Annotated in this window: 15 protein-coding genes; 11 read left to right on the top strand and 4 right to left on the bottom strand. The window is 52.7% G+C overall.

Translation table 11 applies throughout. The features are described from left to right. Nucleotides 1-83 precede the first annotated feature (83 nt). From LMED105_RS03380 to LMED105_RS03360, 5 genes are all read left to right on the top strand, one after another. Entirely contained in the window at nucleotides 84-491 is a 408-nt protein-coding gene (locus LMED105_RS03380) for a heme-binding protein (protein WP_008248170.1), read from the top strand. A gap of 107 nt (nucleotides 492-598) precedes the next feature. Continuing rightward, nucleotides 599-946, top strand: a complete 348-nt coding sequence (locus tag LMED105_RS03375) for a hypothetical protein (protein ID WP_008248167.1) — start codon at nucleotides 599-601, stop codon at nucleotides 944-946. Then, nucleotides 939-1457: an NlpC/P60 family protein gene (locus LMED105_RS03370; RefSeq protein WP_008248165.1), complete on the top strand. Its 519-nt coding sequence runs from the start codon at nucleotides 939-941 to the stop codon at nucleotides 1455-1457. Before LMED105_RS03375 ends, LMED105_RS03370 begins: the two co-directional genes overlap by 8 nt. Nucleotides 1458-1622: 165 nt before the next feature. Next, nucleotides 1623-1868, top strand: coding sequence for an AbrB/MazE/SpoVT family DNA-binding domain-containing protein (locus tag LMED105_RS03365; protein WP_040512262.1), 246 nt, complete (start codon nucleotides 1623-1625; stop codon nucleotides 1866-1868). After that, on the top strand, nucleotides 1868-2215 hold the full coding sequence (locus tag LMED105_RS03360; protein WP_008248163.1) for a type II toxin-antitoxin system PemK/MazF family toxin: 348 nt from the start codon (nucleotides 1868-1870) through the stop codon (nucleotides 2213-2215). The genes LMED105_RS03365 and LMED105_RS03360 overlap by 1 nt, the downstream gene beginning before the upstream one ends. Nucleotides 2216-2314: 99 nt before the next feature. On the opposite strand, the gene htpX is transcribed toward LMED105_RS03360, so the two are convergent. Both htpX and LMED105_RS03350 read right to left on the bottom strand, forming a co-directional pair. Continuing rightward, nucleotides 2315-3193, bottom strand: a complete 879-nt coding sequence (gene htpX / locus LMED105_RS03355; protein ID WP_008248162.1) for a protease HtpX — start codon at nucleotides 3191-3193, stop codon at nucleotides 2315-2317. 59 nt (nucleotides 3194-3252) lie between these two features. Then, the gene (locus LMED105_RS03350) at nucleotides 3253-3537 is read right to left on the bottom strand and encodes an HPF/RaiA family ribosome-associated protein (protein WP_008248161.1); all 285 of its coding nucleotides are present in this window, start codon (nucleotides 3535-3537) and stop codon (nucleotides 3253-3255) included. Between the two features lie 107 nt (nucleotides 3538-3644). On the opposite strand from LMED105_RS03350, the gene LMED105_RS03345 reads away from it, so the two are divergent. Further along, nucleotides 3645-4556 (top strand): LysR family transcriptional regulator, encoded by a 912-nt coding sequence (locus LMED105_RS03345; RefSeq protein WP_008248160.1) that lies wholly within the window; start codon nucleotides 3645-3647, stop codon nucleotides 4554-4556. Nucleotides 4557-4607: 51 nt separating this feature from the next. Further along, nucleotides 4608-5480, top strand: coding sequence for an AEC family transporter (locus LMED105_RS03340; protein WP_040512261.1), 873 nt, complete (start codon nucleotides 4608-4610; stop codon nucleotides 5478-5480). Here the strand turns inward: LMED105_RS03340 and LMED105_RS03335 are convergent. Both LMED105_RS03335 and msrA read right to left on the bottom strand, forming a co-directional pair. Continuing rightward, complete coding sequence (locus tag LMED105_RS03335) at nucleotides 5412-7367, bottom strand: hypothetical protein (RefSeq protein WP_008248157.1); 1956 nt, start codon at nucleotides 7365-7367, stop codon at nucleotides 5412-5414. The genes LMED105_RS03340 and LMED105_RS03335 overlap by 69 nt on opposite strands. 79 nt (nucleotides 7368-7446) lie before the next feature. Continuing rightward, the gene (gene msrA, locus LMED105_RS03330) at nucleotides 7447-8055 is read right to left on the bottom strand and encodes a peptide-methionine (S)-S-oxide reductase MsrA (RefSeq protein WP_008248154.1); all 609 of its coding nucleotides are present in this window, start codon (nucleotides 8053-8055) and stop codon (nucleotides 7447-7449) included. Between the two features lie 116 nt (nucleotides 8056-8171). Here msrA and LMED105_RS03325 point away from each other — a divergent pair, with 116 nt between their 5' ends. From LMED105_RS03325 to pstB, 4 genes are all read left to right on the top strand, one after another. After that, nucleotides 8172-10154 carry a U32 family peptidase gene (locus tag LMED105_RS03325; protein WP_008248152.1) on the top strand — a complete coding sequence of 661 codons (1983 nt, stop codon included), beginning with the start codon at nucleotides 8172-8174 and terminating at the stop codon, nucleotides 10152-10154. A gap of 134 nt (nucleotides 10155-10288) precedes the next feature. After that, on the top strand, nucleotides 10289-11239 hold the full coding sequence (gene pstC / locus LMED105_RS03320; protein ID WP_008248151.1) for a phosphate ABC transporter permease PstC: 951 nt from the start codon (nucleotides 10289-10291) through the stop codon (nucleotides 11237-11239). 3 nt (nucleotides 11240-11242) lie between these two features. Continuing rightward, nucleotides 11243-12160 (top strand): phosphate ABC transporter permease PstA, encoded by a 918-nt coding sequence (gene pstA, locus LMED105_RS03315; RefSeq protein WP_008248149.1) that lies wholly within the window; start codon nucleotides 11243-11245, stop codon nucleotides 12158-12160. Between the two features lie 22 nt (nucleotides 12161-12182). Then, the gene (gene pstB, locus LMED105_RS03310) at nucleotides 12183-12959 is read left to right on the top strand and encodes a phosphate ABC transporter ATP-binding protein PstB (RefSeq protein ID WP_008248147.1); all 777 of its coding nucleotides are present in this window, start codon (nucleotides 12183-12185) and stop codon (nucleotides 12957-12959) included. The last annotated feature ends 104 nt before the right edge of the window (nucleotides 12960-13063 follow it).

Below are 13063 nucleotides of genomic sequence, written 5' to 3'. Positions count from 1 at the left end.
CATTAGGGACTTCCTGTGTAGCCACCACAGGGAGTCTGCCGCATACTTCGGTTTGACATTTTTAACCGAATTGGAGCAAGTTCATGAAAACCAAACCGATGTTGTCTGCCGACGACGTTCAAGCAATTTTGACAGCTGCCCGCGCGGAAGCCGAAGCCAACAGCTGGGCTGTAACCATTGCCGTGGCAGACGACGGCGGGCACTTGCTGGGCCTGATCCGCCTGGACGGCGCACCACCCATGAGCGCACACATTGGCCCTTCCAAGGCCAAGTCTGCTGCCATGGCCCGCAAAGACACCAAAATTCTTGAAGACGTAATCAACAACGGCCGCACTGCCTTTGTAACCGCTCCTTACGTAGACGGCCTGCTGGAAGGCGGCGTAACCATTGTGGTCGATGGCCAGGTGGTGGGCGCAGTGGGTGTTTCTGGCGTTAAATCAGATCAAGATGCGCAAGTGGCTCGCGCCGGTATTGCAGCACTGAAGCTGTAATAGTTGCCATCCAAGCACTTCAGAAAACCCCGGGCATTGGCCTCGGGGTTTTTTTATGTCCGTACGCTCGTCTAAAATGGAACGGTAATTACCGATTCTGGAGCGCTATGAGCTATCAACCTAATCCGGTTCCCAATCAGGAAGAGTCCAACCGCACCATCGTTTTGGTGGCGTACGTGTTGGGCGCTGTGGGTATATTCACGGCCTTTATTCCTATCCTGATCGCTCTCATTATTTGTTACGTGAAGCGGGGTGAAGCAACCGGCACCATTTATTACAGCCATTACGACTGGCTTATTTCAACCTTCTGGATCGGCATGTTCTGGTTCGTGGTGGCCATGGTCACCATGGTGTTTGGCGTGGGCTTTATTGTTTACGGCATTTTAAGTGTGTGGTTGCTTTACCGCTTCGTGAAGGGTTTGCTCCGTTTTAGCGAAAGGAAAGCGGTTGTTTAATCAAGCTGGGGTTGTGTTGGGCCGGCTTGCTGGCGTTTGCTTGCTGGTGTTGTTGCAGGCCTGTGCGGGTTTGCAAGAGGGTGATGCTGACGCTGTGGTGCTTGAAGACGGCACCGTTTTTACCGGCTTTGAAACAGAAAAACCCGCTGTGCAAAAAGCTTTGTTGGCCCAGTTTCGCGAGTGGCGCGGCACACCTTATAAATTGGGGGGCAATTCAAAAGCGGGCATCGATTGCTCAGCCTTTGTGCAACAAACCTTGTCGACTCATTTCGATATTACTGCGCCGCGCAGCACTACCCAACAAGTCAATATGGGTGCAGAAGTCGACCGCGATTCGATGCAGGTGGGCGACCTTGTATTTTTCCGAACGGGCTACACCACCAAGCATGTTGGCTTTTACTTGGGCGATGGCAAGTTTCTACACGCATCAACCAAGGTAGGTGTCACCATCAGCAGGCTAGATGATTTGTATTGGCGCAAAACTTTCTGGAAGGTGCGCAGGGTGATGTGAATTACTCAGCAAGTTCATTATTTGCACGCAAAAGGCCTGATGTAAACCGTACATACTGTTTGTCACAGAACAGGTCAAAGACCACCAACAGCGATCGAATATTATCCTACTTGAATAAAACATATTGTTATACTAAAATAGGATTCTTAAGTGATGGAGGTAACTATGCTTCAAACTCTTCGCAGAGCCGGGGGCTCGCTCGTGATGACCGTGCCCAAGGCGTTTATTGAGCAGAATGGTTTGGGCGAGGGTTCTCAGGTGGAATTGCATCTTCTGGGCAAGACAATGACAGTTGAAGCACCGACCCGTCCACGTTACAAACTGGCTGATCTCATGGCTGAAATGCCGGAAGGGTTGCCGCTTGCCGAAGGCTGGGATGAAATGCCCTCGATTGGGTTGGAGAACGGCTAATGGCGTATATGCCAAACCGCGGCGATATCGTGCACCTTGATTTCGATCCGTCATCCGGTCGAGAGATGAAAGGCCCACATTTTGGCCTTGTTCTAAGCGGAAAAGTATTTAATCAGCAGGGTTTGGCGATGATTTGCCCAATTTCTCAAGGGGCTGCTGCTGCCGCTCGGACTTACGGGACGGTCGTCACTTTGATGGGTGCTGGCATCGACACTCAGGGCGCAGTGCATTGCCATCAATTGAAATCACTAGACTGGCGATCGCGGAATGTGCGTCTTAAAGAAACGGTTCCGCAGTACATCGTAGACGAGGCCTTGGCCAGAATCGAGGCCATCCTATTTGAATGACGCTCACCAAAGCTTTTTAAATTTTAGTCATTCGTGTCTTATTCAAAAAAAACCCGCCAAACTTCGGCGGGTTTTTTTACTACCAAATACAACGCCGGTTTATCGTTGCTGTGCCAGTGCTTCAATGCGCTGCTCAATGGGCGGGTGGCTGCTGAACAAAGCCATCACGCCGCCCTTGCCTGAAATACCGGATGCAGCCATGTTCGAAGGCAGTTCACCAGCCTGCATGCCACCCAAACGCTTCAGGGCGGAAATCATGGGTTGCTTGTTGCCCATCAACCATGCGGCACCCGAGTCGGCACGGAATTCACGCTGACGCGAGAAGTACATCACGATGATGGAAGCCAAAATACCCAGTGTAATTTCCATCACGATCACGGTGATGAAGTAACCCATGCCCGTGCCGCTCGATTCGGAATCGTCTTTGCGCAAAAACTGATCCACCATAAAGCCCACCACGCGGGCCAGGAAAAACACGAAGGTGTTCACCACGCCTTGAATCAGAGTCAGCGTAACCATGTCGCCGTTGGCAATGTGCGCCACCTCGTGCGCCAATACGGCTTCGGCTTCTTCGCGGCTCATGCTTTGCAGCAAGCCGGTGCTAACCGCCACCAGTGAATTGCTTTTGCTGGGGCCGGTGGCAAATGCGTTGGGCGCACCTTCGTAAATGGCCACTTCCGGCATGGCAATACCGGCTTTGTCGGCAAAGCGCTGCACGGTGCTAACCAACCACTGCTCGGTGGGGTTGCGCGGTGTTTCAATAACCTGTGCGCCGGTGCTCCACTTGGCTACTTTTTTGCTGATCAACAGGCTGATGAATGAACCACCAAAGCCCAGTACAGCACTGAATGCCAGCAGCATGGTCAGGTTAAGCTGACCCCCTGCCATGAACTGGTTCAAGCCCAGCACATGCACGGTTATGCCCAGTACCACCATGATGGCGACGTTGGTGGCTAAAAATAAAACAATGCGTTTCATGATGCGTGTTGTCCTTTCAACAATTGCAAGGGGGCCACCCGGTGAAGGGTGTGTTTCAGTTAGCGGCGAACAGCACGTGCTGCTGATTCAACCGCTTTGTCAATTGCGCTAAGCCAATGCGGCCCGGCGCTGTCTACGATCAATGGGGCTTCTTGCCCATCGATACGAATTTCAATCACACAGTTGCGCTGGTCGGCCTGCTGTGCAGAATGCCGGTCCAGCTTCACGGTGATGTTTTTAATCTGGGTCGAAAGTCGATTGATGGCCGAGCGCACACGGCGTAGTACGTACCTGCGCAGGGTTTCATCGATCTCGGGATGCCGAGCCACAATTTCAGTTTTCATGGGTGCGTCCTCCTTTCGGGGAAATAGACAGTTGAAGTGTACGCCGGTTCAATGTAAGAATAAATGGAACAATTGCTTAGTAAATATTCGAATAAATCGAAGGGTTAATGAAACTTACCGACTTGAACTTTCACCACCTGCGCTATTTCTGGATGGTGGCCAACACGGGCAGCCTGACCGCGGCTGCCGAACGGCTTGGGCTGCGCGCGCAAACGCTTTCCAGCCAAATTACCCAGTTGGAACAAACCTTGGGGCGGGCTTTGTTTCAGCCGGTGGGGCGGGGTTTGGGGTTGACCGAGGCCGGGCGAATTGCCCTTCGCTATGCCGACCAAATTTTTCAGCTCGGCGAGCAAATGGCCGAAAGCCTGGGCGATGAACAACTGGATTACACCTTGCGCTTGTCGGTGGGCATTGCCGATGCGCTGCCCAAAACAGTGTCGTTTCACATGATTGAGCCAATTTTAGGCATGCAGCGGCCTGTGCGGCTGGTGTGCCACGAGGGCAGGTTCGAGGCGCTTTGTTCTGAGCTGGTACAACACAGCGTCGACGTGGTGTTGGCCGAGCGCCCCGGTGGCCAGGGTACGGCACACCTGCAGGTGGCCAAACTTCTAACCTATCCGGTGCGAATTTTTGCGAGCCCCAACTTGAAACAAAAGTACGAGAAGAACTTTCCGCACAGCCTGCAACACGCACCTTTCCTGATGCCATCGCGCAACAACGTGTTGCGGCTGAAGCTGGAACACTGGCTTGAAAGCGTGGGTGTTGAAGTAACGGTGGTGGGTGAATTTGACGACCTGGCCTTGCTGGAAACTTTTGGCCGGGCGGGTTTGGGTTTGTTTGCAGTGCCCGCCATGCTGATCGAAGACGTGGTGCGCGACCACACTGTGGTGCACATGGGCGATGCACAAGGCGTGGTTGAAGATTTTTTTGCATTTACACACCCGCGCAACTTGAGCCACCCGGCCTTGAAGCTGCTGTTTGGCCAAGGCACCAATACAAACCCGAATCGCCTCGATTAATCGCTTGCAGTACACTGCGACCTTCCCTGTCACTTACCCGTACGGTTTTCTATGTTCTTGCGCATTGTTGCGGTTATTTTTCCAGTGTTTGCGGTAGTGGCCCTTGGGTATTGGTACGGGCGGGTGAAAAACCCCGACATGAAGTTTGCCAATCAGCTGAACATGGAAATTTTTGTGCCGGCGCTGGTGTTCTCGGCATTGGCCAGTAAGTCGTTTGAAATTGAGTCGTATTGGCTGCTGGCCGTGGGCGGCGCCATTGTGGTGTTGGGCTCGGGTTTGCTGGCCTGGCCTATTGGCCGTTTGTTGGGCATTGAAAGCCGAATTTTCGTGCCCCCCATGATGTTCAACAACTCCGGCAACATGGGTTTGCCGCTGGCCATTCTCGCTTTTGGCGAGGAAGCCTTGCCCGCTGCGGTGATGCTGTTTTTGGTAGGCAATACGCTGCACTATTCGCTGGGCACCTGGATGATGAGCCCCAACGCCCGCATTTTAATGTTGTGGAAAGAGCCTGTAATCGCTGCGTCGATTGCAGGCTTGCTGGTCAGCGTACTGAAAATTGAAGTGTGGGCGCCCCTGTATTTTGCGATCGATATGGTGGGCGATGTGTCCATTCCATTGCTGTTGTTTTCGTTGGGGGTTCGCTTAACCCAAGCCGACTTTTCGGATGTGAAGCTGGGTGTGATTGGTGGCGTACTGTGCCCTTTGACTGGCCTTATATTCGCGGCGCTGTGCGTGTGGCTGCTGCCCCTAAGCCCCGAACACACGGCGATGCTGATTGTGTTCGGTGCCCTGCCGCCGGCGGTGCTCAGTTTTGTGTTTGCTGAAAAATACGGCCTTCAGCCCCAGCGAGTGGCTTCACTGGTGATGATGGGGAACCTGATGAGTCTGATCTTCGTGCCGATGGCCTTGTATTGGGTACTGTGACCCGTTGCCCGGGCTGGGCATGCTAACCCACACCCGTTCAGTTTTGGGCAGTCGCAGGGTGGCATTGGCCAGCAAGTCGGGGTATTGGGCCAGGTCGATGACCAGCCTTTCTTTGCGGGGGTCATTGTAAACATGGCCCAGCGTGGGCCCAGTGCGCATGCCCAAGGCCGTGAATTCTGGTGTTTTCATCCACAGGCCCAGTGGCAGCATTTCCATGGTGTTGTAAATTTCGCCAATTTTATCGGTAGGCAATGTGCCCACATGCACTTGTACGTAAGGCCCCAGTGGCGAACGCAGTACGGTTTTAATGGCGCGCAACTCGGTGCTTAATTGCAGTGGGGGTAGTGCGCTGCCCAGGGCAATCCGTATGGTGTTCCCTTGTAGCTTTACAGCGGCTTCATCAATTTTTATAAAGCTGCCAAGTTTCAAACCTGCGTAATCAATCAGCGGCATTACCGATACACCAAACATGCGCACTTCTACGGGCGTGAATTCAAGGTGCTGCTGGTCGTTGGAAATAAGCAGTGGGCCGCTGAGTTTGGCAGGCAACCAGAACAATGGAATGCCAAAAATTTCAGGCTTTACCTGCAGGGAAAGCTGCAAGTGAGGCTCGCCAATGGTGGTGTTGACTTTGCGAATCGGGCTGCCTTCGAAGTTGAACAAGGCTTTGTTCATCAGCGTGTTCAATGCTGTTTCGCCCAGTGAAATTTCCCCCACATGCACGGTTTGTGCAGCTGTGGGTAGTTGGCCAAGGTCTGTTGAATCGGTGCTGGCCAACAGCTTTTCAACGCGCAGCTCGATCCCTTCCCTCGACAACAGCGTGGCATGGTGTACAGCCAGGGTTACGGCCTCTTGCCTGGTGTTCATTGCTTCAAGCTGGGCAATTGCAGCTTCGCCTGTGTTGAGCAAAGCCATTTCAGCTGGGTTCAGCAAACCTTCCTGAGCGCTGATCCACAGGGCGCCGTCGGTGCGAAGCTGAACGGTGCTGGTGTTGATCAGGCTGTTTAAATCGTGCAGGGCAATGGGCAAACTGCCATTGCTGATTCCGGTGACCAAAGTGGGTTGGCCCGCCAGCACCATGCCTGCGGCACGCAATTCACCACCGTGGGTGTACACAAAATTGACTGGGCAATCGGCTTTGCAAAAAAAGAGGGGTGCTTGGTTGGCCTTGCCCAACAAAACAATCACTTCACCTTGCCCCAACTGCACGTCGTTCAGTTCAAAAGAAAGTTTGGGGGCGGGCACCACTTGATCAAGCCGAAGCACCATGGCTTGGCCTTGCAAAGCTACAGCTTTGGACTTCATGTCGATCAGCGATTGCAGCTGAATATTAGTGGCCAACAAGGCTTTGTACAGGGGAACACCAGCCACTTTCAGGGTGCGCGGGGTGAGGGTAATTTCCCCTGCATTGGCCACGGTGGGTGTGCCTTCCATGGTGAATGGAATCCACAGGCCCAACCTTTTGATGTCGCCGGTAATCAGTATGCCGTCGGTTTGCGTAGTGACTTGCTTGATTCTCAACGGTGCTTCGCTGGCCTCAAGCTCGGCTTGCACAAGTGCCTGCAACACGTTGTCGGCAATTCGAAGTTGTGCATGTTCTACGTTCACTTGGTAGGCCGCCAGGTTTTCGAGTGAAACAGGGGTGTTGGGCTGTGTGGCAGCAACTGTGCCGTGTAAGGTTTGAATATCAAACTGGATGTTGTTGGCCAAAGCCAACCGGCTGTTGCGCACCTGCACCAAAGCCTGTTCAGTGGGCTGCCAGGTGTTGGGAAGCGCAATACGCCAGTCCTGAACTTTCTCCAGGTTATTGGCCCACGCGCTGGGGGCTGTGCACACGGTGAATACAGCCAATGCGAGGGTTGCCAACAGGCGTGCTTGACGCTTCATCACGGTCGCTTAGAGTGAATTTGGGGTGAAGTGTAGCCGGATGTGACTGTTTTTAATGGAATTGCTGTTCTAGGTGTTGTTATTTGGGTGTATAGCCCCATACCTCGTTCAAGCGGTTTTCGCGGCCACAGGTGGTTTTGTAATACCGATACCGCAAGGGGTTTTTGCGGTAAAAATCTTGGTGATATTCTTCGGCCACGTAGAAGGTGTGGGCGGCCTCAACCGTGGTGTAAACGGTTTTGAATTTTCCGGTGCCCAACAGTTGTTCTTTGCTTTGTTTGGCCTCACGGTGCTGCTGCTCATTCAGGTAAAAAATGGCCGACCGGTATTGTTCGCCTACATCGCAAAATTGCCGGTTTTCAACGGTGGGGTCAATATTGGTCCAAAAGGCTTTCAACAGGTTGCCGTAGCTGATTTGCTGAGGGTCGTATTGCACCCGCACCACTTCTACATGGCCAGTGTTGCCCTGGCTGACCTGCTCGTAGGTGGGGGAGGAAGTGCGTCCGCCTGTGTAACCCGACTCAACCGATTTCACGCCTCTGATTTTCTCGAATACTTCTTCCATGCACCAAAAGCAGCCGCCTGCGAATATGGCCTGCTCCAGTTTTTGGGCGTGTGCCTGGGGTAAAAAGCCTGAAATCCCCAACAACAAAGTTGCAGTGTTACGCGACCAAACCACCCAAGCCATGCAAGTACTCCCTGTGCAACATTCAAACTGATTGTGGTGCCAACCACGGTTTTGCTTTCAATCAGACTGGCTTTTTGAAATAATGTTCACCCTTTGCCAGAAAAATCAGTGAAATCATGAGTTTGTTGCCACACGAGTTGGAATTGCTAGCCCCCGCACGCGACGTTGAAATTGGTCGCCAGGCGATTCTGCACGGTGCAGACGCGGTTTATCTGGGCGGGCCGGTGTTTGGTGCACGGGCCAATGCGGCCAATTCGGTGGCCGATATTGCGAAGCTGGTGGAATTTGCCCACCGTTACCACGCGCGTATTTTTACGACCATTAACACCATTCTTCACGATGCCGAGCTGGAAGAAGCCCGCAAGCTGGTGTGGCAGTTGTATGACGCAGGCGTGGACGCGCTGATTATTCAGGACATGGGTTTGCTTGAAATGGATTTGCCACCCATTCAACTGCATGCCAGCACGCAGTGTGACATTCGCACCGTTGAGAAAGCGAAGTTCTTGGCAGACAGCGGCTTTTCGCAGTTGGTGCTTGCGCGTGAATTGACTGTTGACGAAATTACGGCAGTGCATGCGGCGGTGGGCGACAGCGCCACCATTGAGTACTTCATTCACGGTGCGTTGTGCGTGGCGTTTTCGGGGCAGTGTTATATCAGCCATGCTGAAACAGGTCGCAGTGCCAACCGTGGCGATTGTTCGCAGGCTTGCCGCCTGCCTTACACCTTGACTGACCAAAGTGGCGCTGTGGTGGCCTTTGACAAGCATTTGCTGTCGATGAAGGACAACAACCAAAGTGGCAACCTGGAACATTTGATTGACGCGGGTGTGCGTTCTTTCAAGATTGAAGGCCGCTACAAAGACATGGCCTATGTGAAAAACATCACGGCCCACTACCGTATTTTGCTGGACGAGATCATGGAGCAGCGTGGTGAGTTCACCCGCGCTTCCAGCGGCAACACCCGCCATTATTTCAGGCCCGACCCCGACCGCAACTTTCACCGTGGCTCAACCGATTACTTTGCCAGCGGCCGGAAAATTGACATTGGTGCATTTGATTCACCTAAGTTCATTGGCCAACCCATTGGCCACGTGGTGGCTGTGAATGACAAAAGCATTGACATACAAACCAGCGATGAACTGAACAACGGCGATGGCTTGAACTTCATGCGCAAGCGTGAAGTGGTGGGTTTGCATGTGAACCGCGCCGAGAAGTTGCACAGCAAGGGAGAAGGACAAGCGGTGTACCGCGTGTTTCCCAAAGACCCAATCAACAGTTATGGTGGCCTGAAAGCGGGCTTGCCCATGCACCGCAACCGCGACCACGCCTGGGACATGGCGCTGACCAAGGAAAGTGCCGAACGCCGAATTGGCTTGTGGCTAACGCTGACCGAGTGGATGGAAGGCAATGTGTTGAAGGGCTTGCAACTGAGCCTGACCGATGAAGATGGCATTGCCACCACCACGCAGCTTGAAATGAATCTGGAAATGGCCAAGCAGGCCGACACGGCAGTTGAAAGCATTAAAACCCACTTGGCCAAGTTGGGCGGCACTGATTATTCCGCTTTGGGGCTGAACGTACACCTAAGCCAGCCCTGGTTTGTGCCTGCCAGTGCCTTGAATGGCATGCGCAGAGAAGCAATTGAGGCTTTGAATGCAGCCCGCGTGGCTGCCTGGCAACGCCCGGCTCGCAAAGAGCCAGTGCAGCCTTATGTGGACTACCCGGAAAAGTCGCTGAGCTTTCTGGCCAATGTTTACAACGACAAAGCGCGTGAATTTTACAAAAAACATGGTGTGCAGATGATTGCCGCCGCGTATGAGGCTCATGAGGAAGCTGGTGAGGTTCCTGTCATGATCACCAAGCATTGTCTGCGATTTTCTTTTAATTTGTGCCCAAAACAGGCTAAAGGTGTAAAAGGCGTTCAGGGGCAGGTGAAGGCTGAGCCCATGGTCTTGGTCAATGGTGATCAAAAGTACACCCTGAAATTCGATTGCAAACCCTGCGAAATGCACATCATGGGTAAAATGCGCAAAGATATTTTCAACAGCCCACCCCCGTCGGTGGTGCCAATTACTTTCATGAAGCGCAAGCCGGCGTAAGCTTTTAGCCACGTTTCCGTGCCGTGATATTCGATTTCACGGGTACGTCAAATTTTTGTCATTTTTTTGTCATAATTCTTGGATACCCTTGCAGGTCTGCGTGAAACTTTCTGCTGGATTAACTATTTACCAATATGTCTGACACCTCGACGATCAAGGTCCCGACCAAACGGGGCGACGCCATATTCGGCTTGTTGACCAGCGGCGCATCTGTTTTCACCTTGCTGATGCTGGGTGGAATCATTGCCTCTCTTGTGTATGCCTCGTGGCCTACCATCACCGCCTTTGGTTTTGATTTCCTGTTCACCGCGAACTGGGATCCCCCCATCGACGAATACGGCGCACTGGTGCCGATTTACGGCACTTTGGTCACCTCATTTATCGCCCTGATCATCGCTGTGCCAATCAGCTTCGGTATTGCGCTGTTCCTCACAGAATTGTCCCCGGTTTGGCTGCGCCGCCCGCTGGGCACCGCGATCGAGCTGTTGGCGGCAGTGCCGTCAATCGTGTATGGCATGTGGGGTTTGTTGGTGTTTGCGCCAATTTTCGCCAAATACGTGCAAGCGCCCTTGAATGCGACAGTCGGCGAAATCCCGGTGATCGGCGCCTTATTTTCCGGCCCGCCCATTGGTATTGGTCTGCTGACCGCCGGTGTTGTGCTGGCCATCATGATCATTCCCTACATTGCAGCCGTGATGCGCGATGTGTTTGAAGTAACCCCAGTGATGCTGAAAGAGGCTGGTTATGGCATGGGTTGTACCACTTGGGAAGTGGTGTGGAAAATTGTATTGCCGCACACCAAAGTGGGTGTGATCGGCGGCATTATGCTGGGCCTTGGCCGCGCCTTGGGCGAAACCATGGCGGTGACCTTCGTGATTGGTAATACCAACTACCTGAATGACATTTCGCTGTTCTCTCCCGGTAACAGCATTACCTCCGCACTGGCGAACGAATTTGCGGAAGCCGACGCTGGTCTGCACACCTCGGCCTTGATGGAGTTGGGCTTGGTGTTGTTTGTGATCACATTCTTCGTTTTGGTGGCCTCGAAGTTGTTGCTGGCCAAATTGTCGAGCAACGGGAGATAAACCATGAGCAGCATTTATTCTGACCAGACCAATGCTCCAAAAGTGAGCGCTGTAACCACAGTGGCCACCGATGAAAAGATGCGCGTCAAGATGCAGGCCAAGCGAAAGCTGGTTAACACTGCCGCACTGACACTGTCTTTGGCAGCGATGGCTTTTGGCCTGTTCTGGTTGATCTGGATTTTGTACACCACGGTAACGCTGGGTATCAGTGGCTTGTCTGCCCAGTTGTTTACTGAAATGACGCCTCCCCCCAATGCTGAAGGCGGTGGTTTGGCCAACGCGATCATGGGTACCTTACTGATGGTTGGGTTCGCCACCTTGTTTGCGACACCCTTGGGCATTCTTGCGGGTGTTCACCTGGCCGAGTCCAGGAAAGACAACAAATTGGCCATATCGGTGCGTTTCTTCAACGACATTTTGCTGTCAGCACCTTCCATTGTGATTGGTCTGTTTGTGTACGCTGTCATGGTTCGACCCATGGGACATTTTTCAGCCTGGGCCGGTGTTGTAGCCTTGGGCTTGATTCAAATTCCAATCGTGATTCGAACCACCGAGAATATGTTACGCCTGGTGCCCGATGCCCTGCGCGAAGCCGCTTTCGCCTTGGGAACACCCAAGTGGAAAATGGTGATGGCCATTACCGTGAAGGCCAGCTATGCAGGTATTTTGACCGGCATTTTGCTGGGCGTTGCACGCATTGCCGGTGAAACCGCTCCCCTGTTGTTCACGGCGCTGTCGAACCAGTTCTGGAACAGCGACATGATGAAGCCCATGGCGAACCTGCCTGTGATCATTTTCAACTTTGCACTGAGCCCGTTCACGAACTGGCAAGAGCTTGCGTGGGCAGGTGTATTCCTGATCACCGCCGGTGTGTTGGTGTTGAACATCATCGCGCGTTCGCTGCTGAAGAACTCGAAATAACTGACCTTTGAAGGCCCAGACCATGTCTACGATTGACGTTGAAGAAAAGATCAAACTTGAAGTGAAGAACCTGAACTTCTATTACGGTTCATTCCACGCGCTGAAGTCGGTCAATTTGAGTATTCCTGAAAAGAAAGTCACTGCTTTCATCGGACCTTCTGGCTGCGGCAAGTCGACCTTGCTGCGCGTATTCAACAAGATGTTTGCCCTGTATCCCGAGCAGCGTGCCGAGGGTCAAATCTTGATGGACGGTGAAGATTTGCTGACCAGCAAGAAAGACATTGCCCTGATTCGCTCCAAAATTGGCATGGTGTTTCAAAAGCCAACGCCGTTCCCGATGTCGATTTATGAAAACATCGCTTTTGGTGTTCGCTTGTTCGAGAAGTTGTCCAAAGGCGAAATGGAAGAGCGTGTTGAGTGGGCGCTGACCAAGGCTGCGCTGTGGAAGGAAGTCAAAGACAAATTGCACCAGAGCGGCAACGGTTTGTCGGGTGGTCAGCAACAGCGTTTGTGCATTGCACGCGGCATTGCGATCAAGCCTGAAATTTTGTTGCTTGATGAACCTTGTTCAGCACTGGACCCGATTTCTACAGCCAGTATTGAAGAACTGATCACCGAGTTGAAAGAAGACTACACCGTGGTGATTGTGACCCACAACATGCAGCAGGCCGCACGTGTTTCCGATTACACCGCCTACATGTACCTGGGTGAGTTGATTGAGTTTGGTGTAACCGATCAGATTTTCCTGAAACCCAAGAAGCAGGAAACCGAGAACTACATCACAGGTCGATTTGGCTGATGAGCTGTTAAGTAATTGAGTTGATTGAAAAAAACCACATTTGGGCAGCCGAGTGTGGTTTTTTGACATTTATGTTAATGCCTTATATCTGTCATGATTCTGAA

Origin of the sequence: Limnobacter sp. MED105 (assembly GCF_000170915.1) — a bacterium.
GTDB lineage: Bacteria > Pseudomonadota > Gammaproteobacteria > Burkholderiales > Burkholderiaceae_B > Limnobacter.
Note: the sequence above shows the minus strand (reverse complement) of the source record. Positions and strands in the feature narration are given on the sequence as shown.